Raw genomic sequence first — 21472 nt, 5'->3', positions numbered from 1 at the left:
CTATCCGCCGGCCGTGGTGACGGCCTCTTTCCCGTCCGGGTGGACGGGGGACGTCTCCCACTCGTACTCCTCGCCCAGCACCCAGCGGTAGTACCAGTCCAGCTCGACGTTCGCCTTGAACAGGCGCTGCTGCAGTTCGACCCAGCCGTGACCCTGTTCGGGCGCCACGTAGAGGTGGGTCGGGACGCCGTTGTGCTTCAGTCCCTGGTACAGTTCGACGGACTGCGGCATCGGCACGCGCTCGTCGTTCTCCCCGACGAGCACGAGGGTCGGGGTCACGACCTTGTGAAGGTCGAAGAGCGGCGAGTCCGCCATGTACTGCTCGATCGGGGCGTCTTCGGACCACGGGGTGCCCCCGAACCACGGCGTGCGGTAGATCCGGACGTCGGACTGCGCGTACATCGACATCCAGTTCACGGCCCCCGCGCCCGACGACGCGGCTTTGAAGCGGTCCGTGTACGTGATGATCTTGTTCGTCATGTGGCCGCCGGCGCTCCAGCCCATCTTCGCCATGCGGTCGCCGTCGACGAGTCCGCGCTCGACGAGATAGTCCACTCCGGCCATCACGTCCTTGTGGGCCTGGTCGAAGTAGTTGCCGATCATGTTGCGCAGGAAGTCGTCGCCGTATCCGGTGGACCCGCGATAGTTGGGCTTGAAGACGAACCAGCCGCGGGCGGCGAGCACGGTCTCATAGTTGCTCGAGCGTGCGAAGCGGAACTTGTCGGAGGACGGCGGACCACCGTGCGTCTGCACGACGAGCGGATAGCGCTCGCCTTCCTGGTAGTCGATGGGATAGAAGATGAGTCCCTCCACCTCGACGCCGTCCTCGCCCGCGTATTGCACGGCCTCCATGCGCGGCAGGAGGAACTCCTCGGCGAGGTAGTCGAAGAGGCGGGTGACCTGCCGCGGCCCCCCGGGCCCGGCCGTCGCCCACAGGTCCCCGGCGTTGGTCGCACTGCTGACGGAATAGAGGTGCGTGCCGGATGAGGGGTGGTAGTCCCAGGCGCCGACCGAGTGGTCTCCCTCGGTGACCGCTTCGGCCCGCCCCGCATCCGAGGCGTCGGCGGGCACGGAGTAGATCTGCTGGCGAACGCCCGTGTTGGCGCGGAAGTAGATCGAGCGGCCGTCTCGGGACCACACGGCGGCGTTCACGTCGAAGCTCCCGCCGGGCACCACCGAGACGGGGTCGCCGCCAGCGGTCGGGACGACGAACAGGCGCTGGTTGAAGTAGAAGTCGCTCAGTTCGTCGTTCGTGTTCGCGACGAAGAGCGCGTGGCCGTTGTCCGGCGAAAGGGATGCGCCGACTTCGCCGACGTGGTTGTCGGTGATCCGTCGCGGGCCCGTCCCGTCGGGGCCCATCACCCACAGTTCGGAGTTGAGCAGATCGTCGAAGAGGGCGGTGGGCGCCAACTGCACGAGGAGGAGCGTGCCGTCGCGCGAGATCGAATACCCCCGGACCATCAGGCCGGGTTCCGTCACGCGCTCCGCCGCCCCGCCTTCGCTCGAAACCCGCCACAGTCCGGTCGGGCGCCTGTCCTCTTCATAACGAAACACGTTGTCGTTGACCGCTTCGCGCGCCTTCTCGGCTTCGGACTTCTCGTCGACGGCGGTGAAGTAGATCCAGTCGCCATCGCCGGACCACGAAATCGAACCCACGGGCGTCGGGTGTTCGCTCACGGCGCCGGCCTCGCCGCCACGGGTCGGCATCACGAACACCTGGTTGTGCTCCGTGTCGTGCCGGTTCGCGACGAAGGCGATGCGCGAGCCATCGGGCGACCAGCGCGGGCTCGATTCGCCGCCCTCGCCGTTCGTCATGCGCGTCGTGCCCGAGCCGTCCATCGCGACGCGCCAGATGTGGGAAACGGTGCCGTTGGCTTCCCAGTCGGTGTCCGTCCTCACGTAGAGCACCTCCGATCCGTCCGGCGATATCCGGGGATCGGCGAGGCCGGGGATGTCGATGAGGTCCACGATCGTCATCGCGCGGCGTTGGCCGGAGGCGGGGGCGGCGGAGACGAGAACGGCGAGGATTCCGAGTCCGAGGATGCGGCGAGACATGGCAGACTCCTGCGGTTGGCGGTGGCCCGTCGCGGTCCATCGATGTTGACAGGGTCGTCCCCGGGTGACAAGAGCCCGACGCCGCTCTCCGGCCGGGGCCGGCGGGCGCCGTGGGCTAGGTCGTGACGTCGCGGAGGGCGGCGAGGTGTTCATCCGTGAGGCCGTCCATCTCGAACATCGAGACGCCGGCCGCGCCCGCCTCGCGCGCGGTCGCGACAGCCTCCGCCAGCGCGGCGGGATCGAGCGCGGGCAGGTAGAGTCCGGCGTTCAGCGGCCGGGCGCCCCGCGCGCCCGCGAGGGGAGCCGTCGCCTCGAGGGCCGCGATGCCCTCGCGCACGCCCTCGCCGATCCAGGGGATGTCCTCCAGGTAGAAGCTCTGGTAGAGCATCGGGAAGAAGCGGTCGAGGGGCCACCGGTCCCAGTCCTGGCGGACCAGCGTGCGGGCGATGGAAGGGGTCGGGAAGACGGCGGCCGTGATGGGCTTCCCCTGCTCGTGGGCCGCCTCGGCGAGTTCGCGCACGGCGCCCGTCACGGAGTCCCACCGGAAGCGGCGCCAGGCCTCGTCGGCGGGCGGGTCGGGGATCTCCAGCGGATCCCGTCCGTCCAGTGCGCGAAACTGTTCGCGGCAGACGTCGCAGTAGCAGAAGTCGAACTCCGGGTGCTCGACATCCTGTACGAGGTCGTAGGTCTCCCAGAGCGCGCGGGGGAGGATGACGTCGCAGTGGCGCACGTAGTCGAGGTGGACGCCATCCACCGCCGGGTGGGCGGCGAGATCCGCGATGCGTCCGCGCAGGTATTCGCGCACGGGTTCGCGAGAAGGGCAGACCCACTTGTAGTACCCGACGTAGGGGGGATGATCGAGCGAACTCTCCAGGTTGCGGCTCACCGTGAACCACTCCGGATGGTTCTCCTGCACCCACGCGTCGCCGTTGCGGTTCATCGTCCAGAACCAGCGGTGAAACTCGAGTCCCTCGGCGCGGGCCGCTCCGGAAACCAGATCGATATCGCCGCCACCCACGAGGACGGCGTGGAAGCCGGCCTCGCGCAGCCGGGCGAACCGTTCGCGCCAGGCGGCGTCGTCGCGGTCGCGGTCCCCGTGCACCCACGTCCACAGCGTGAAGGAGGCTTCCGGATCGGGCGGCAACGCGCAGGCGGGGAGCGCCGCCCCCAGCGCCGCCGCGCCGCCGGCGGCCCGCACGAACTCCCTGCGCTTCACGGGGACGCGTCCCGGTCGGCGACGAAGCGCACGACGCCCCACCTCTCGGGTATGTGCATGTCGATCTCACCCTGCGGCGACCACACCCAGTTGTCTTCGGGATGGTCGCTCCAGTCCGCGGGCTCCCGCAACTTCCGGTATTGGCCGTCCACGACCGTGAGCGGCCACTGCACGCGGGAGAAGTTCACGCGCCACACGTCGCCGGGCCGCGGGGCCGCGACCGCCGCGTCCGCGGGGGCGCCGGGGGGACGCAGCGCCGACCAGGGAATCGCGATCTCGACCGACCAGCCGGTGTCCTCGTCGGAGGGGTCGTTCAGCGTGCCCTCGAGACGCACCGCGGTGCGCAGACCCTCGATGTCCCAGGCGATGTCCGCCCTTCCTTTTCGGCGGTACGGCTTGTCGAGGAAGAGGTCGAACTCGGTCCCGAGCGCGTTGATCTCGAGTTCGTAGTAGGCGAGACCGTCGCCGTCCGGGTCGAGGAAGACCTCGAAGTCGTGTTCCCGGTACAGGATGGCGTCGCGGTCGGCCAGCGTCGCCCAGAGGTGCGGCTCCTCGAGTTCGGCGCCCACGTAGAGGAAGCGTTCATCCCAGACGATCCTGGCGCGCGTCCCGAGGTGGGGTTCCGGCCAGCCCTCGCCGCGAATGTCGACGAAGGGCTCCGTCCACGGCGCGGCGCTCCAGGCCGCGTCATCGAGCGATCCGTCGATCGCGGGCGGGGAGATGGCGGGCGGCGCATGGTATTCGCGCAACGCGGCCGGCGCCTGGCCCGCCGCAGGCGCGACGAGGGAGCAAAGCAGAGCCATGTGACCGAGGAGCAACGCATTTCCCACGGGCTGCTACTCCCCGACGGAGGGGAAGACCTGAAAGATCCCGCTCGTCGCCGGAGTGTCGACCGCGAGGTTCCCTTCCGCATCCAGCAGCCACACGTTCACGCGATACCATCCCTGGAACGAAAAAAACGGGAGCGTCACGGTTTCCCGCGTCGAGTCTCCGGGTTCGAGTTCGACCATGTGCTCGACGATGTCGGCGTGCGTAGCGTCGCGGCCGCAGTGCAGCGTAGGGTTGTAGAACGCCTCGAATTCCACTTCGAGGTTGGTCACGCCCACGGCCTTGATCGCGCACGAGTCCTTGAAGATCCGAGCCCCGGACACGTTGCGCGTGGTGACGGTGATCGACTCCCTCGGTTCGTATTCAGGCCGGTCCACGCAGACCTCGAGGCCGTGCTGCGTCGCGCAGAGCGAACCCACGGGGCCCGTGACGTCGTCACCGCATGACAGCGCGAAGACGGCGGCCGGAATGGACATGAGCAACCTGCGCGACATCTTCGGTCTCCGGAGGTTGACGGGTTCGTGGTTCAGTTGCTGGCTCCGGGGAAGATGACGAAGACGCCGCTCGTCGCCGGCGTGTCGAAGGCCGGCTCCCCGTCCGGCGTCAGAAGCCATACGGTCACGTGAAAGAAGTCCTGCGGAGAGTAACCCAACCGCAGGGTCTCACGCGTCGATGCTCCGGGCTCGAGTCTCACCATCCGCTCGACGACCACGGTTTGTGTGACCCCCGGGCCGCAGTGCCGCCGCGGATTGTAGCGCGGCCTGAAGTCCTCCCCGGGATCCGGCACCGGCAACGCGGTCGTACCGCACGCATCCTTGAAGATGGGGCGGTCGGACACGTTGCGCGTGGTGATGAGGATGGATTCGCTGGACCGGTACTCGGGCCGGTCCACGCACACCTCGGCGCCGTGCCGTGTATCGCACAGGTTACCGCGGGGCCCGATCCCGTCCCCGCCACACGACAGGGCAGGCGCGATCGCCGCTGTCAGTATCACCAAGCCACGAAGTCTCATGGATCTCCCGCGCTTCCAACGACGCGAAATCTAGTGTCGTGCCCCGGGCATTCGCGAGTTTCTGCCCGAGGTTTCGAGATACGTGAAGTGTTGCCCGTCGGAGCGTCGCATCGGACTGTAGGACGTTGCCGGGGAAAGCCCCGGGGGTCGCTTGGAGCTTCGCACAAGTCACGTGGAGCGGAACGGATGAAGGGAAGCCACAGGTGTTCCAACCGGCTGGGCCGTCTGGTCGTGCTCGGCGCGGGACTCGGCGCCGGGCCTTTCGCGCTGGCGGCACAGTCCGGCACGACGGAAGGGGAGTGGCGCTACTGGGCCGGAGACGCCGGGTCCACGCGCTACGCGCCGCTCGACCAGATCGACGCCTCGAACGTCGGGGACCTGGAGATCGCGTGGCGCTGGCAGGCGCGCAACTTCGGCCCGACCCCGGAGGGCTACTACCGCGTGACCCCGCTGTACGCGAACGGGGTCCTCTATGCCACGGCGGGATTCCGGCGGGCGGCGGTGGCGATCGATCCGGAGACGGGGGAGACGCTCTGGATGTATCGGCTCGACGAGGGCGAACGCGGCCGGAACGCCCCGCGCGGCAACTCCGGGCGCGGCGTCGGCTACTGGACGGATGGCGTCGAGGAACGGGTGCTTCTCATCACCCCCGCCTATCACATGGTCTCGCTGGACGCGAAGACCGGCCGCCCCGACCCGGCCTTCGGCGAGGACGGGATCGTGGACCTCAAGCTCGGACTCGGGCGGGAAGTGGACCTGGTGAACGACCGCATCGGCTCGAGTTCTCCCCCGGTCGTCGTCGGGGACGTGATCGTCGTCGGGGCCGCGCTCCCGCAGGGGGGACGTCCTCCGACCAAGGAGATGCCGCCGGGTCACGTGCGGGGGTTCGACGCGCGCACGGGCGAGCAACTGTGGACCTTCCACACCATCCCCCAGCCGGGCGATCCCGGCCACGAGACGTGGGAAGACGAATCCTGGGACTACACCGGGAACGCCGCGGTCTGGACGCCGTTCACGGCGGACCTCGACCTGGGCTACGTCTATCTGCCGGTGGAAGCGGGGACGGGCGACTACTACGGGGGCCACCGCCCCGGCGACAACCTCTACTCGCAGAGCCTCGTGTGCGTGGACGCGCGCACGGGCGAAGTCGTGTGGTATTTCCAGACCGTCCACCACGGGATCTGGGACTTCGATCCGCCGGCGGCGCCCGTTCTGATGGACATCACGGTGGACGGGCGGGAGATCCAGGCGGTGGCGCAGGTGACGAAGCAGGCCTTCACGTACGTTTTCGACCGCGTGACGGGCGAGCCCGTGTGGCCGATCGAGGAACGGCCCGTTCCCGCCGGCGACGTGCCGGGGGAATGGTACGCACCCACGCAGCCCTTTCCGACGCTGCCCGTGCCGTTCGACATGCAGGGCGCGACCGAGGACGACCTGATCGACCTCACGCCGGAACTGAAGGCGGAGGCGCTCGAGATCGCGAAGAACCTCACGCTCGGCGAGTTGTTCACGCCGCCGACCGTGCTCGTCGAAGGGGGCAACCAGGGGACCCTCATCACGCCGGGCAGTCTTGGCGGGGCGAACTGGCCGGGCGCGGCCTACGACCCGGAGACGCAGCGGCTCTTCGTGGGGTCCGCGACGCGCGGCACCGTGATCGGCCTCGTGAACGATCCCGAATCGTCGAACATGCGCTACATCGCCGGACGTCCCCGGGGCGTCGGCGGCCCGCAGGGCCTGCCGATCCTGAAGCCGCCGTGGGGACGGATCACGGCACTCGACATGAATACAGGGCAGAAGGTGTGGCAGGTCGCGAACGACCACACGCCGTCGTTCGTGGACGAACACCCGGCGCTGGAAGGCGTCGACGTCCCGCGCACCGGGCGGCCCAGCCGGGCGGGACTCCTCGCCACGCGCACGCTGCTCTTCGCGGGAACGGGCGGAGGGACGATGTCGGCGGACCTCACCGGCCTCCTGCGCGCGCACGACAAGGAGACGGGCGAGATCCTGGCCGAGATCGAACTGCCGTCGCACCAGACCGGCGTCCCGATGACGTACATGCACGACGGAAGTCAGTACATCGTCGCCGCCGTGGCGGGGCGCGGCGTGCCCGCGGAACTCGTCGCCCTGCGGCTCCCCGGCTAGCCCAGCGGATCCGGCAGCCGGCCACCCGCGGAAGACCACGGTGCCAGTGCCTTCCGTCGTCCGGGGAACGCCCTTTCACGAACGGACCGGTCCGCTCTGTCAGGCCGGCAACTGGCGGCGCTGGGCCGGGCATCTCTCGGCGAGTTCGTACGAGCCCACGCACGAGCACGAGTACCAGGCCATCCGCTCGGCGTGTGCGCTCATCGATGTCTCGCCGCTCTACAAGTACCGGCTCTCGGGCCCGGGCGCGCCGGCGCTCGCGAACCGGGTCGTCACGCGGGACGTCGACCGGCAGGACGTGGGGCAGGTGTACTACACGCCCTGGTGCGACGCGGCCGGGAAGGTGCGGGACGACGGCACGCTGCACCGGCTCGGCACGTCCGATTTCCGCCTCACGTCCGCCGAGCCGACGCTGAAGTGGCTGCACGAGAACGCTCGGGGACTCGACGTTGAAATCGCGGAGGAGACGGAGCGGGTGGCCGCGCTCGCCCTCCAGGGGCCCCGTTCGCGCGACCTGCTCGAGCGGATCACCGACGGCGATGTGGCGGGACTCCGCTATTTCCGCGTGATGTCGGCGCGGATCGCGGGGATCGCCGCGGACATCTCGCGCACGGGCTACACCGGCGACCTCGGCTACGAGATCTGGGTCGGCGCCGCGGACGCGATTCCGCTGTGGGACGCCCTGACGGCGGCGGGTGAGCGGTTCGGCCTCGCCCCGGCGGGCATGCTCGCCCTGGACATGGCGCGCCTCGAGGCCGGCCTGCTCCTCATCGACGTCGACTTCATCCCGGCCCACCGCGCGATCATCGACGACCAGAAATCGTCTCCGTACGAACTCGGCCTCGGCTGGACCGTGTCGCTCGAGGCGTCGAACTTCGTGGGGCGGGCGGCCCTCCGCGCCGAACGGGCCCGCCCGCCCGCCTGGCGCTTCCGGGGGATCGCCCTCGACTGGGAGTCGCTCGAGGCGGCGTACGCGGCCGTTGGCCTCCCCCCGCAACTCCCGGGCACGACCCGGCGCGACAGCGTGCCGCTGTATGCGGGCGGACGGCAGGTGGGATACGCCACGAGCCGGGGCTGGTCGCCGACCCTCAAGACCTACCTGGGACTGGCGCACCTCGAAGCGGAATCGGCGGCCGTCGGCACCGAACTCGAGATCGAGGTGACGGTCGAGCACCGGCGGCGCCGGGCCCGGGCCACGGTGGCGAAGACGCCGTTCTTCGACCCCGACAGGAAACGGGCCACGCCGTGAGCGCGACGAATGCGTACGACGCGATCATCGTCGGGGGCGGCCACAACGGCCTCATCAACGCCGCCTACCTCGCCCGGGCGGGCCTTCGCGTGGTCGTGCTCGAGCGCCGGCACCTGGTGGGCGGCGCCGCGGTAACGGAAGAGATCTTCCCCGGCTTCAAGTATTCCGTCGCATCCTACGTCGTGAGCCTGCTGAGGCCCGAGATCATCCGCGATCTGCAACTCGCGCGGCATGGGCTGGAGATCCTTCCCCTCGAGAGCACGGTCACGCCGCTCCCGAACGGCGACTACCTCGGGCGCTGGGCGGACCACGACCAGACGCGGCGCGACCTCTATCGCCATTCTCCGAAGGACGCCGAGGCGTACGACGATTTTGCGACGCTCATGTACCAGCTCGCGTGGGCCGTGAAACCTCTCCTCGGCATCGTCCCACCCGACCCGCTCTCTCCCGGGCTGCGCGACCTGAAGACGCTGCTCACGCTGGGGCGGTACGCGCGCGGCCTCGATGAGCAGCAGTTCCACGCGCTCTTCAAGCTGGGGACGATGAGCGCGGCCGACTATCTGGACGAGTGGTTCGAGTCGGATGTGCTGAAGGCGACGATGTCCGCGAGCGGAATCATCGGAACCTTCCTCGGACCTCGGTCTCCGGGGACGGCGTACGTCCTGCTCCATCACTACATGGGGGAGATCGACGGGGTGTTCCGGGCGTGGGGATTCGCCCGGGGCGGGAACGGGATGGTCAGCGAGTCCATCGCCTCCTCGGCCAGATCCCATGGGGCGGAGATCCGGACGGGGGCCACGGTGGAGCGGGTGCTCACGGCGAACGGGCGGGCGACGGGCGTCGTCCTGGAGGGTGGCGAGGAGCTCACGGCGAAGACGGTCGTGTCGGGGGTCGATCCGAAGCGCACCTTCCTCGGCCTGCTCGACCCGGAAGAGCTGCCGGACGATCTCGTGGAGGCGATCCGACGCTTCCGGATCCGCGGCTCCTCCGGCAAGGTCAACCTCTCGCTCTCGGAGGCGCCGGAGTTCTCCTGCCTGCCGGGCGGGGGGCCGCACCTGCGCGGTGCGTTCTCGATCAGTCCGGGCATGGACTACCTGGAGCGCGCCTACGACGACGCGAAGTACGGCGGCTTCTCGCGCCAGCCGTACATGGACATCGTGATTCCGTCCATGATCGACCCGGGGATGGCCCCGCCGGGACGGCACGTGATGTCGATCTTCGTCCAGTACGCCGCCTTCGACATCGAGGGCGGCTGGGACGACGCGAAGCGGGAGGCGTTCGGGGACGCGGTCGTCGACACGCTCTCGGAGTACGTGCCGAACCTGAAGGGCTCCATCCTCCACCGGCAGGTGCTCACGCCGCTGGACATGCAGGAGCAACTGGGGCTCACCGAGGGCAACATCTTCCACGGCGAGCTGACGCCGCAGCAACTCTTCTTCTTCCGTCCCTCGCCCGCCTGGGCCGACTACCGGACGCCCGTGCGCGGGTTCTACCAGTGCGGCTCCGGGACGCATCCGGGCGGCGGCGTGTGCGGGGCCTCGGGGCGGCTCGCCGCGCTCGAGATCCTCCGGGACCTGCGGCGGCGCCCGCGGGGCGGGTGGGCGGACGGGGGGAGCCGGGCGTGAGCTCCCGGGCCTGCGACGCCGTCGTCATCGGGGCGGGCCACAACGGGCTCATCGCGGCCACGTATCTGGCGCGCGCCGGGCTCCGGGTGGTCGTCGTCGAACGGGGCGAGGCCGCGGGCGGGTGCGCCGCGACGGAGGAGTTGTGGCCCGGGTATCGCGTGGACACCGGCGCGCACAGCCTGACCGGGATCGATCCCCGCATCATGGCGGACCTCAGCCTGGACGAGGCGGGACCGAGGGGCGCCGGGCTGGACCTCATGTCTCCCGCTTCCTGCGTCGTGTCACCGCAGCCGGACGGGGGAGCGCTCGTTCTGGAGAGGGATCCGGCCCGGACGGCGGATCTGATCCGACCCTTCTCGGCGCGGGACGCCGCTCGCTGGCCGGATTTCGTGGACGCGATGTCGCGGGTGAGCCGAGCCCTCGCCGTACTGTACGGCACCCTGCCGCCGCGTCTCGCGGGCGCGGACCGAGGCGACCTGTGGGAACTGCTTCGGCTCGGCGTCAAGCTCGGGCGGGTGGGGCGGCGGGACGCCCTCGAACTCATACGGCTCATCCCGATGACGGTCGAGGAACTGCTCTACGAGTGGTTCGAGAGCGATGCGCTCAAGGGCGCGCTCGCGGCGGATGGCGTGCGGGGGATCTGTCAGGGGCCGCTGGCCTCGGGTACTGGCTACATGTTCCTCCACCACCTGGTAGGCGCGGGCGGTGTCGTGCGGCGAAGACGGCAGGTGCGCGGCGGGATGGGCGCGCTGGGCGCCGCTCTCCAGCGCGTCGCGGTCGCGGCGGGGGCGGAGATTCGCCTCGGCCACGAGGCGGCCTCGATCCGCGTCGAGGACGGACGCGCGATGGGCATCGCCCTCGCCGGAGGCGGCGAGATCGCGGCGTCTCGCATCATCTCGTCCGCCGACCCCGGCCGCACGCTGCTCGGCCTCGTCGACCCGGGCGAACTGGCCCCCGAGTTCGTCCGCGCGCTGGACCACATCAAGTACCGGGGCGTCGTCGCGAAGGTGCACCTCGCGCTGGGCGAGCCTCCGCGCCTGCGCTCCGGCGGCGAAGCGGCCCGCCCCGCCATGCTTGCCGGCGCCGGCCTCACGATCGCGCCGAGCATCCACTACATCGAGCGCGCGTACGACGACGCGAAGTACGGCCGTCCGTCCGCACGACCGGTCCTCGATGCCGTCCTCACGACCGCGCTCGATCCGTCGCTCGCGCCGGAAGGGCGTCACCTCCTGTCCGTAGCGGCCCAGTACGCACCCTTCCGACTGGCCGACGGACCGTGGAATGACGAGCGCCGCGAGGCGCTGGGGGACGCGGTCGTCGCCACGCTGGCGGAGCAGATCCCCAACCTCGAGGGGGCGATCCTGCACCGGCACGTGCTGACGCCAGCCGACCTCGCCGACCGGTTCGCGCTCCCGGAGGGAAACATCCACCACGGCGAGATGACGCTCGACCAGGTTTTCTTCGGGCGCCCCGTCGCGGGCTGGGCTCGGTACCGGACCCCGATCGACGGACTCTACCTGTGCGGGGCCGGCACGCACCCGGGCGGCGGTCTCAACGGCCGCCCCGGCGCCGGCGCCGCCGCCCGCATCCTCCGCGACGGCTAGCTAACCGAGGAGGTCGGCGACGGCGTCGCGTTCGGCGCGAAGCTCGGCCTCGGTGATTTCCATGCGCTCGCGGCTGAAGTCGCTCGGGTCGAGGCCGCCCACGACGGAGTAGTCGCCGTCGGCGCACGTGACCGGCTGCGAGTAGACGACGCCCTCGGCCACGCCGTACCGCCCGTCCGCGTGCACGGCCATGCTCGTCCAGTCCCCTTCCGGCGTGCCGTGCACCCACGTCCGCACGTGGTCGATCGCGGCCGAGGCCGCCGACGCCGCCGAAGAGGCGCCGCGCGCCTGGATGATCTCCGCTCCCCGCTTCTGGACCTTCGGGATGAAGGTGTCCCGGTACCAGGTCTCGTCCACGAGATCGGTCGCCGGGGTGCCCGCCACCGTGCACTGGCTGATGTCGGGGTACTGCGTGGCCGAGTGGTTGCCCCAGATGGTCATGCGCCGGATTTCCGTCGCGTGCGTACGCGTCTTCTCGGCGAGCTGGCTGATCGCGCGGTTGTGGTCGAGGCGCGTCATGGCCGCGAACTGCCGGCGGTCGAGCTTCGGCGCGTTCGCCGCGGCTATCAGGCAGTTCGTGTTCGCCGGGTTCCCGACCACGAGGACGCGCACGTCGGGCGACGCGCCGTCGCTCAGCGCGCGCCCCTGCGGACCGAAGATTCTCCCGTTGTCGGCCAGGAGGTCGCCGCGTTCCATCCCCGGCCCCCGCGGCTTGGCGCCCACGAGCAGCGCGTAGTCGACACCGTCGAACCCCTCGTTCACATCCGCGGTCCCGACGACCCCGTGCAGGAGCGGAAAGGCGCAGTCGTTGAGTTCCATTTCGACGCCGCGCAGGGCGTCGAGCGCGGGCGGAATCTCCAGCAGTTGAAGCGTGACGGGCCGGTCCGGCCCGAGCATGTCCCCGGCCGCGATCCTGAAGGCGAGGGCATATCCGATATTTCCTGCGGCCCCCGTGATGGCGACCCGCGCTGGTGCAGTCATGTCATCTCCGCTTCGCGTGTGAGTGATCGATGAATGTGAGTCCCGCCCCGACGCCGATACGGGCCGGGGGCGGCAAACTCACAGGACGGACTCTTCAAGTCCAGCGCCGATTCCGGTCGGAGGAGGGGCATGGCGCGGTCTCGCGCCGACGCTCCTGGCGTGGCAAACTTCCGCGCTTCTCGAACCCCGGGGGACCCGATCCGCGACAACGCCTACATGACTCGCCTGATGGCGGTGCTGCTCGCGCTCTGCGTCATCCTGCTCGGCTTGCTGCTGGTGGCGGTCGCCGCGGGGGCGGGCCGTGCCGGTCCGCTCCCCCACCCCGACCACGCTCCGATGCTCGTGGGGATCGACGGGGGCGAACTCGGGGCGCCGACATGGGCGGCGTACGTGGCCGGCATCGCCATGCTCGGGACCATGTGGGTCACGATGCTGATCGGGTTCCGGGAGGGACACTGGATCCGGCGGGCGGTCAACGCGTGGATGGTGGGCTACGTCCTCCTCTTCGTCGTCCTCATGTGGTCCTTCGACGCCTATGCCGCCGGCGACACGACGATCGTCCTCGGCTTCACGGCCCCGACTTCCCTGCTGGTGTACGGGCTCACGCTCGCGCCGTGGATTCCCCTTCTCGCCATCACATGGGCGTTCGAGAACGCCTACTTCGGCCCCCGGGAGCAGGCCCGCTTCGACGAAATCGTCGATACCGGCGGCGGCGAGGGATAGCGCTCCGTGGAGGCGAATCGCGCCCTGATCACGCTGCTCGCCGTGATCGCCTATCTCGCGCTCTGCGTCGGCGTGGGACTCTGGTCGCTCCGCCGCACCAGGTCGGCGAGCGATTTCTTCGTGGCCGGCCGGAGGCTGGGGATGTTCGTGACCGCGTTCGCGATTTTCTCGAGCACGATGAGCGGGTTCGGGTTCGTGGGCGGTCCAGGCCTCATGTATTCGATGGGGACGAGTTCGATCTGGATTCTCGGGACGATCGTCATCTCCAACATCATCGTCCTCAACCTGGTGGCGAAACGCCTCCGCCTCGTGTCGGAGCTTCGCGAATGCGTGTCGCTGCCGGACGTGGCCGCGGCGCGATACGGCTCGGAGTCGGTGCGGGCCTCCGTGGCCGTCGTGATCCTGCTCGGCGTGCTGGGCTACCTCGCGACGCAGATCCTCGCCATGTCGATCGTGCTGCAGGGGGTGCTCGCGGACGCGGGCGTGATCGAGAACCCGAGCCTGGCGCTCTGCGTCGCCATTTCGTGCTCCGTCCTGATCTTCTACTCGGTGACCGGCGGGATCGTGGCCTCCGTCTACACCGACGTGATCCAGGGCGCCATCATGGTCGTCGCTTCCGTCTTCGTCTTCGTCACCGTGCTCGGGACGTTCGACGGCGGGCTGGCCGAGATCAGCCGGATCGTCGCGGCCGACGATCGCGCGGCGAGCGGCCCATGGGGAACCATCGGCCTGATGGGAGGGCTCGCCTGGTTCTTCGTGTTCGGCATCGGTGTGGCCGGGCAACCCCACATCATCACCAAGTTCATGATGCTGCGGCGCATGAAGGAACTGCGGTACGTGATACCGGTCGGCGTCATCGCCTACAGCTTCGCGGCTCTGCTCTGGATCGGGATCGGCTTCGCGATGCGGGCGCTGGTCATTAGCGGCGCTCACCCTGCGCTCGCGACCCCCGACGCGGCCTCGCCGACGTTCCTCCAGACCTTCACGCACCCGCTGCTCGCCGGCGTCGTGTTCGCCGCGCTGCTCGCCGCGATCATGTCCACCGCGGATGCGTTCCTGAACATCGGAACCGCCGCCATCATGCACGACCTGCCCAACGCGATTCGCGGCCGGTCGCTGGGCAACGAACTCGCGTGGGCGCGCGTGATCACGGTCTTGCTGGCGATCTCGGCCGCGCTGGTGGCGCTCTATTCCGGGGACCTCGTCGCACTCCTCGGCGTGTTCGGCTGGGGCACGTTCGCGGCGGGTCTCGTCCCCGTCATCGCGATCGGACTCAACTGGAAACGGGCCAACATCCTCGCGGCGAACGTCGCGGTCGCCAGCAGCCTGCTCGTCAACTTCGGGCTCCGGTCCGGCTTCGGCTTCGGCACCGTGCGTCTCCCCTACGGCGTCGACCACGGGGCCGCGGCGCTCCTCGTCTCCCTCGTCCTCTTCCTCTCCATCTCCTTCCTCACGAAACCCGACCCCATCGACCGCGACATCCAACGCGTGATGGAACTCTGATCCCGAGACCTGAACCGGAAACCTCCGGCGGCGGGGTGCGTACGCTCCGTTGAGAGTCTGGCCCGTTGCGCCGTCCCTAACCCCCCTGCGCCATCTCTAACGAGGATGCCTGAAGAAGCCGTCGCCCGACTGTGGGGCGTGACTCATCGATACGGACCTGTCGTCGCGCTGGAGGAGGTGGACCTGGAGGTCCGGCGCGGCGAGGTACTGGCGGTGCTGGGGCCCAACGGCGCAGGCAAGACCACCGCGATCAACCTGCTGCTCGGGAGCGCGGCCGTGCAGACCGGAGAAGCGACCGTCTTCGGACAGCGGCCGGGGGCTCCCGGGGTTCGCGCGCGCCGAGGCGCGATGCTCCAGATCTCCGGTGTCCCGAATACGCTGACGGTGGGCGAACACATCGACCTTTTCCGGGCCTACTATCCCGCGCCGGCGCCGGCTTCCCGGCTGCTCGCCATGGCCGGGCTCGAGGGACTGGAGCGACGCAGGTTCGGCAAGCTCTCCGGGGGACAGAAGCAGCGGGTGATGTTCGCACTCGCTCTGTGTGGCGACCCGCAGCTCGTGTTCCTCGATGAACCCACGGCGGGTCTGGACGTGGAAGCGCGGCGCGGGTTGTGGGAGGAGATTCGCGCACTCAGCGAATCGGGGCGGACCACGGTTCTGACGACCCACTATCTCGAGGAGGCGGACGCACTCGCGGATCGCATCGTCCTCCTGCATCGCGGGCGGGTCATCGCGGAGGGCTCGCCGGCGACCATCAAGTCGCATACGGCAGCCCGCCTGGTCCGTTGCGTGACCGGGGTTCACCGCGACCGCGTGGCCTCCCTTCCGGGCGTCGTGAGGTCCGAGGCGCGGGGCCGGTATCTGGAAATCCTGACCTCACGACCGGAGGATCTTGTACGCGCCCTCCTCGATCTGGACCCGGACCTGCACGACCTGACCGTCGTCGGCGCCGGACTCGAAGAGGCCTTCCTCGCTCTGACGCGAGCACCCGACGCCTCGGAGCCTGTCTCATGACGACGGCGACCCTCGCCAGACGTGGGCGCATCTACGTGCTGGAGGCCCGGTACCAGTTCCTCATGGTGCTGCGAGAGCCCGCCTTCGCGATCCCGACCCTGCTCTTTCCCCTCATGTTCTATCTGTTCTTCGGTGTGGTCATGGGCGGGAGGGGTTTTTCGGCCGCCGCCCCCACGTACATGCTGGCGACCTACAGCGTGTTCGGGGTCATGGGGCCCTCGCTGTTTGGTTTCGGAGCCGGACTGGCCATGGAACGCGACTCCGGTGTCCTCCTCCTCAAGCGTACCACGCCGATGCCCGCGGCAGCCTACCTGCTCGCCAAGGTGGGGATGGCGTTCGCCTTCGGGGCGGCCGTTGTTCTGGGGATCTTCCTCACCGGCGCCCATGGGGCCGGCGTGGTGCTGTACCGCTGGCAGTGGTTCGCCCTGTCCGGGGTCGTACTCGCCGGGGTGATCCCCTTCTGCGCGCTCGGGTTGGCCGTTGGAGCGTGGTCGAAGAGTCGCGCCGCGGTGGCCATCACGAATCTCGTCTTCCTGCCCATGGCCATGCTGTCCGGACTCTGGATCCCGATCACGATGTTTCCGGCGGCCCTGCAGGACTTCGCCAACGTGTTGCCCGCCTATCACCACGCGCAGCTCGCACTTAAGGTCATCGGGATGGACGGTGGACAGGCGACGGCCCTGCACGTCGCCGTGCTTGCCGTGCAATCGATCGCCTTTCTCATTGTCGCCGCGGTCGGGTTCCGGCGGGCGGAGAGCGGCGCCGTCTCGATCCGTCCGGGAGGGATGTCATGAACACGGAGAACCGCTCCGCTCCGCGAAGCGTGTGGGTTCTCCTTGTCGCCGTGGTGGGCTTCTTCGCCGCGCTGGCGACGCTCCCGGTCCCAGGTGACGCGGCCGCCCCGGAACAGGAGGCGCCGGAGGAGAGCTTCGCGATCGTGGACGTGACGTTGTTCGACGGCGAGGCCTTCAGGCGGAACCAGGATGTGTGGGTGGAGGACGGACGGGTGCGGCGGGTGGGCGCGAAACTCCGGCTGCCGGAGGACCTGCCCCGCGTCGATGGCCGGGGACATACGCTGCTCCCGGGCCTCATCGACGGCCATGTCCACACGTTCGGCGGGACGCTGGGCGACGCGCTGCGCTTCGGCGTGACCTCCGTCCTCGACCAGTTCACGGACTCCGGCTTCCTGGCGGGAGCGCGGACCGCCCGAGACGAAATCGCGCGCACGGCCGAAGCCGACCTCTTTTCGGCGGGCATGCTGGCGACGGCGCCCGGCGGCCACGGCACGCAGTTCGGGCTGGCGGTGGAACCGCTCACGGGACCGGAGGGCGCCGACGCCTGGGTGCGGGCGCGGAAGGCGGAGGGGTCCGACTGGATCAAGATCGTCTCCGAGGATGGAGCCGCGTACCGCGGCGAGATCCCCTCTCTGGAGCGCGAGACGATTGCGGCGCTCATCGCCGCCGCTCACGCCGAGGGGCTGCTGGCCGTCGTCCACGTCAGCGACCTTGAAGCGGCGCGGGAGGCGGTCTCGCTGGGGGCCGATGGCCTGGTCCACACCTGGTTCGACGCCGCGCTCTCCGAGGAGGACGCTCGCAGCTTCGCCCGGACGGGCGTCTTCGTCGTCCCCACCCTTTCGGTGATCATGGGACTGTTCGGCGACTCCACCGGTCTGCGCGTCCTCGACGAGACGGACGAATCGCTGGTCTCGCCGATGCAACGGCAGACGCTGAGCAACCGGTTCGAGATGCCCGAGGGGCCGGACTCCGAGGTCGCGCTGGAGAACGTGCGGAGGCTCCACGCGGCGGGCGTGCGGATCGTCGCGGGCACGGATGCGCCGAACCCCGGGACGGCGACCGGCCTTTCGATGCACGGAGAGCTTCGGCTTCTCGCGCGGGCCGGCATGGAGAGCCATGAGGTGCTCGCCGCGGCTACGTCCGTTGCCGCGGATGCATTCGCCGTCCCCGAGCGCGGCCGCATTGCCGAGGGCTACATCGCCGATCTCGTGCTGGTGCGGGGCGACGTGGAGGAGGACGTGACGCGCACCGCCGACATCGTCACGATCTGGAAGGACGGCTATCCCGTCGTCCGTGAAACCGCCGCGACCGCCGTGTCGCCCGAGATCCCACCGGCTCCGGATGGGCCGGTCGTCGTCGACTTCGAGGACGGTCTCGACTCCGGCTTCGGGTTCGGCTGGCAGGTGACGACCGACGCGATGAACGGGGGCGCTTCCACGGCGGACCTGACCGTGGAGGAGGGGGCGCTCGTCGTGCGCGGAGAGACGCGGACAGGGTTCGCCTTCCCCTGGGCGGGCGCGATCTGGTTTCTCGGCGACCAACCGATGCAGGCGGTCGATTTCTCCGGCCGCAGCGTCCTGCGCTTCCGCACCCGCGGAGACGGACGGAGCTACACCGTGATGCTGTTCGGCGCGGGAGCCGCGGCCACCGTGCCGCCCACGGTCCCCTTCGTCGCCGGCCCGGAGTGGGCCGTGGTCGAGATCCCGCTCGAGAGCTTCGCCACCGCCGACCCCTCGATCATCGCCGCCCTCGCCTTCGTGGCCCAGGCTCCGCTCGGATCATTCGCCTTCGAACTGGACGATGTAGAGATCCGCTAGCGCCGGGGGTCAGCGGACGCCGACCTGGCCGGCGACGGCGGCGGTCAGGCTGTCCGGATCGTAGCCGAGGCCGTCCTTGAACACGATGCGGACGTTGCGGATGTCGGAGGGCCGTAGTTCGATGTCGCCCTCGATCACGACCAGGTCGGCGAGCTTGCCCGGTGCGACGGTCCCCAGTTCGCCGTCGAGGCCGAGAATCCGCGCTCCGTTCGCGCTCACGATCCGTACGGCGTCGGCCGGTTCGAAGCCCGCTTCGACGAGAATCTCGAAGTTCCGCTGGTCGCCGTAGCCGGGTAGCGCGCCCCAGGCCGGATCCACTCCCGCCGCCAGCACGCCTCCCGCTTCCACGAACGCGAGTTCGAAGTCGAGCATGTTCTCGAACAGGTCGATCATCCACGGCATCTCCGTCGTCCGGAAGATCGACCGCCGCTCCATCTCCGCCTCCACGACGTGATCCGGAAGCGCCTCCAGATCGCGCTCCGTGAGGTCGGGGACGAGCGGCGTGGCCTGCTCGGCGACGGCCAGCGTGGAGGTCATGGCGACGCCCGCCGCGACCATCTCGGAGATCGTCTCGGCCACTCGGGGGTCGTCCATGTCCAGTTCGGCGATGCTCCGCTGATAGTTGGGACTGCACCGGTCCGGCTCACGCGTGGTGTCGTACTCGGAGTTGGCCCACAGGCCGTGCTCGAGGTTGTCGATCCCCATCGCCGTGGCCTCGCGGAACCCCACCGAACAGAGGTGCGCCGTGACCTTCATCCCTTGCCGGTGCGCCTCGTCGATGATCGTCGCGAGCGCCTCGCGCGTGATCTGCGTGTAGGCCTTGATCCACTCCGCCCCCTCCGCGGCCCAGTAGCGCACATACCGGCGCGCCGCTTCCTCGTCGCGGATCGCGTACATCCCGAGATCCCTGAGCCGCTCATCGGGACCGGGGCTGATGACGTACGGGGCGGTGATGAGGAGTCGGGGGCCCGGCGTCTCGCCTCGCTCGATGGCGCCCTTGAGCGAGAGGTCCTGGTACGGGGCGACGCTCCCGGTCGTCCGCACCGTCGTGACGCCGGCTCCGAGATAGAGCCGGGGACCCGAGTACTGCATCTGCGAGGCTCGCGGCGTGGACTGGTAGTAGAACATGTGGTTGTGGAGGCCGACCATCCCCGGCATGACCGAGTGGCCTTCCAGATCCAGCCGCTCTGCACCCGATGGGATCTCGACCTCGCCCGCCGCGCCGATGCTCTCGATCCGGTTCCCGCGGATGACGATGGTCTGTCCCGCGCGCGCGGGTCCGCCGGTGCCATCGAACAGGAGGACGTTCTCGAGCGCCACGACGGGCGCGGAGACGCTGAGGTGGGACCGGACCTCATCGGAGAGGACGTCGCGGTCCTGCGCCGCGGTCTGGCCGAGGCCGAACAGGGGCGCCGCGAGCACCCACGGGATGCCGCGACGAAGCCATGCGCCGCGAAGAGATGGGCCTTCGGGCATGATGTTCTCCTTGTGCCGGGTCGTGATCTTCCTCAGCGTAGATGCGGTCGGGAGGGCCGGAAAGACCCGAGCCCCCCGAGATGCCGTCGCTGACGAGGGAGGCCACATCGTGCGCGCTGCCAGAGTCCTGTTCGTACTCGGTTGGGTCATGGCCGTCTTCGCCCCACTCGCGGCGCAGGAACGGTGGCTGGCGATCGAGGGAGGCACGGTGTTCGATGGCACGGGCGCCGTTCACGAGAACGCGACGGTCCTCGTGCGGGGGGACCGGGTCGAGCGTATCGGGCCGGCAGGGCAGGTCGAGATCCCGGCCGGGGCCCAGCGCATCGATGCGAGCGGGAAGTTCCTCACGCCGGGATTCATCGACCTCCACTTCCATTACTCCCCGGGCCCGCATGCCTCGATCGACGGGACGGGGACCGACGCGAGCCCGGAACTGCCGCTCCTCTTCCTGGCCAACGGCGTCACCACGCTGCGGGAGATGGGACAGTGGATCGCGGACAACGAGGACTGGCTCGGCACCGTGGAGGCGAGAGAGCTCCCGGCGCCGCGGCTTCTCTATTCCGGGCCGATCCTCGACGGGTTCAACACGGCCTATCCTACGATCTCGCGCGTCCTGCTGGACGAGACGGACGCCCGGATGGCGGCGAACGAGTTGATGGATCGGGGCGCGACGTCGCTGAAGGTGTATTTTCGGCTCTCGCTCGCGCAGGTCGCGGCCGTCATCGAAGAGGCCGACCGCCGCAACGTGCCGGTCCACGGCCACCTCGAGATCGTCGACCCTGTGGCCGCGATACGGCTGGGGCTCGACGGGATCGAGCACACGAGGTCGCTGGGCCGAGCCCTCGTCTCGCCCAAGCGGGCGGAGGAGTTCCGGCAGGCGGTGCTGCGCGAGAGCATCCACCGCGGAGCGGGCGGTTTCGCGCTGTGGGCGGCGCTGGACCCGGCCGGGCCGCGCGCCGACGCGCTCATTGAACTCATGCTCGAACGGAACGTGAACCTGGACGGCACGCTGGCCGTCTTCGAGCCGGAGTTCAGCGAGGAGGACCGCGACGTGCAGTGGGCGGCGATGCGGAACATGGCCGCGCTCACGGTGCGTTACGCGAAGGCCGGCGGTCCCGTCACGATGGGATCGCATGGCGTGGTCGCGAACGCTCCAGCGGGCCTCGCCTTCCAGCGCGAGATGGAGACGCACGTGGAGGCCGGCATGACGGCGGCGGAGACGCTGATCGCCGCGACCCGGGCGGGCGCCGAAGCGCTGCGGCTGACCGACAGGGGCACGCTGGCGCACGGCATGCTCGCCGACATCGTGCTGTTCGACGCCAGTCCGCTCGAGGACATCGCCAATGCCCGCCGCGTACACGCCGTGATCCTCGGCGGCGAGGTGCTCGACCGCGACCGACTGCTCGCCACCGCGGACGGTCTCGTCCCCTGAC

General features: G+C 69.7%; 17 protein-coding genes. 10 read left to right on the top strand and 7 right to left on the bottom strand.

Annotated elements, in window-relative coordinates; all coding sequences use genetic code 11:
* From ACOGI9_RS00235 to ACOGI9_RS00215, 5 genes are all read right to left on the bottom strand, one after another.
* Positions 1-2055: a S9 family peptidase gene (locus ACOGI9_RS00235; protein ID WP_419857917.1), complete on the bottom strand. Its 2055-nt coding sequence runs from the start codon at positions 2053-2055 to the stop codon at positions 1-3.
* 115 nt (positions 2056-2170) lie between these two features.
* Entirely contained in the window at positions 2171-3271 is a 1101-nt protein-coding gene (locus ACOGI9_RS00230; protein ID WP_419857916.1) for a hypothetical protein, read from the bottom strand.
* Complete coding sequence (locus ACOGI9_RS00225) at positions 3268-4074, bottom strand: carbohydrate-binding family 9-like protein (protein WP_419857915.1); 807 nt, start codon at positions 4072-4074, stop codon at positions 3268-3270. Before ACOGI9_RS00225 ends, ACOGI9_RS00230 begins: the two co-directional genes overlap by 4 nt.
* Positions 4075-4107: 33 nt before the next feature.
* Positions 4108-4593 carry a hypothetical protein gene (locus ACOGI9_RS00220; RefSeq protein WP_419857914.1) on the bottom strand — a complete coding sequence of 162 codons (486 nt, stop codon included), beginning with the start codon at positions 4591-4593 and terminating at the stop codon, positions 4108-4110.
* Positions 4594-4625: 32 nt separating this feature from the next.
* Positions 4626-5096, bottom strand: a complete 471-nt coding sequence (locus tag ACOGI9_RS00215) for a hypothetical protein (protein ID WP_419857913.1) — start codon at positions 5094-5096, stop codon at positions 4626-4628.
* A gap of 201 nt (positions 5097-5297) precedes the next feature.
* On the opposite strand from ACOGI9_RS00215, the gene ACOGI9_RS00210 reads away from it, so the two are divergent.
* Genes ACOGI9_RS00210 through ACOGI9_RS00195 form a run of 4 tightly spaced genes read left to right on the top strand, consistent with a single transcriptional unit; the run spans position 5298 to position 11731 of the window.
* The gene (locus ACOGI9_RS00210; RefSeq protein ID WP_419857912.1) at positions 5298-7253 is read left to right on the top strand and encodes a PQQ-binding-like beta-propeller repeat protein; all 1956 of its coding nucleotides are present in this window, start codon (positions 5298-5300) and stop codon (positions 7251-7253) included.
* 40 nt (positions 7254-7293) lie between these two features.
* Positions 7294-8502 (top strand): aminomethyltransferase family protein, encoded by a 1209-nt coding sequence (locus ACOGI9_RS00205; protein ID WP_419857911.1) that lies wholly within the window; start codon positions 7294-7296, stop codon positions 8500-8502.
* Positions 8499-10127, top strand: a complete 1629-nt coding sequence (locus ACOGI9_RS00200; RefSeq protein WP_419857910.1) for a phytoene desaturase family protein — start codon at positions 8499-8501, stop codon at positions 10125-10127. Before ACOGI9_RS00205 ends, ACOGI9_RS00200 begins: the two co-directional genes overlap by 4 nt.
* Entirely contained in the window at positions 10124-11731 is a 1608-nt protein-coding gene (locus tag ACOGI9_RS00195; RefSeq protein ID WP_419857909.1) for a phytoene desaturase family protein, read from the top strand. The genes ACOGI9_RS00200 and ACOGI9_RS00195 overlap by 4 nt, the downstream gene beginning before the upstream one ends.
* On the opposite strand, the gene ACOGI9_RS00190 is transcribed toward ACOGI9_RS00195, so the two are convergent.
* Positions 11732-12712 carry a malate dehydrogenase gene (locus tag ACOGI9_RS00190; protein WP_419857908.1) on the bottom strand — a complete coding sequence of 327 codons (981 nt, stop codon included), beginning with the start codon at positions 12710-12712 and terminating at the stop codon, positions 11732-11734.
* A gap of 216 nt (positions 12713-12928) precedes the next feature.
* Here ACOGI9_RS00190 and ACOGI9_RS00185 point away from each other — a divergent pair, with 216 nt between their 5' ends.
* The 5 genes from ACOGI9_RS00185 to ACOGI9_RS00165 all read left to right on the top strand — a co-directional run bounded on the left by ACOGI9_RS00185 (position 12929) and on the right by ACOGI9_RS00165 (position 18563).
* Positions 12929-13435, top strand: coding sequence for a hypothetical protein (locus tag ACOGI9_RS00185; protein WP_419857907.1), 507 nt, complete (start codon positions 12929-12931; stop codon positions 13433-13435).
* Positions 13436-13441: 6 nt separating this feature from the next.
* Positions 13442-14938 carry a sodium:solute symporter family transporter gene (locus ACOGI9_RS00180; protein WP_419857906.1) on the top strand — a complete coding sequence of 499 codons (1497 nt, stop codon included), beginning with the start codon at positions 13442-13444 and terminating at the stop codon, positions 14936-14938.
* Positions 14939-15043: 105 nt separating this feature from the next.
* Positions 15044-15952, top strand: a complete 909-nt coding sequence (locus ACOGI9_RS00175; protein ID WP_419857905.1) for an ABC transporter ATP-binding protein — start codon at positions 15044-15046, stop codon at positions 15950-15952.
* Entirely contained in the window at positions 15949-16746 is a 798-nt protein-coding gene (locus ACOGI9_RS00170) for an ABC transporter permease (RefSeq protein WP_419857904.1), read from the top strand. Before ACOGI9_RS00175 ends, ACOGI9_RS00170 begins: the two co-directional genes overlap by 4 nt.
* Positions 16743-18563, top strand: a complete 1821-nt coding sequence (locus ACOGI9_RS00165; protein ID WP_419857903.1) for a CIA30 family protein — start codon at positions 16743-16745, stop codon at positions 18561-18563. The genes ACOGI9_RS00170 and ACOGI9_RS00165 overlap by 4 nt, the downstream gene beginning before the upstream one ends.
* Before the next feature lie 9 nt (positions 18564-18572).
* Here the strand turns inward: ACOGI9_RS00165 and ACOGI9_RS00160 are convergent, their stop codons facing one another.
* Positions 18573-20039, bottom strand: a complete 1467-nt coding sequence (locus ACOGI9_RS00160) for an amidohydrolase family protein (RefSeq protein ID WP_419857902.1) — start codon at positions 20037-20039, stop codon at positions 18573-18575.
* A 109-nt stretch (positions 20040-20148) separates the two neighbouring features.
* On the opposite strand from ACOGI9_RS00160, the gene ACOGI9_RS00155 reads away from it, so the two are divergent.
* A complete protein-coding gene (locus tag ACOGI9_RS00155) occupies positions 20149-21471 on the top strand; it encodes an amidohydrolase family protein (RefSeq protein WP_419857901.1) in 1323 nt (440 codons plus the stop codon).
* Position 21472: the final 1 nt, after the last annotated feature.

Origin of the sequence: Candidatus Palauibacter irciniicola, assembly GCF_965208695.1 — a bacterium.
Taxonomy (GTDB): domain Bacteria; phylum Gemmatimonadota; class Gemmatimonadetes; order Palauibacterales; family Palauibacteraceae; genus Palauibacter; species Palauibacter irciniicola.
This window is presented reverse-complemented; position numbering and strand designations above follow the sequence as displayed.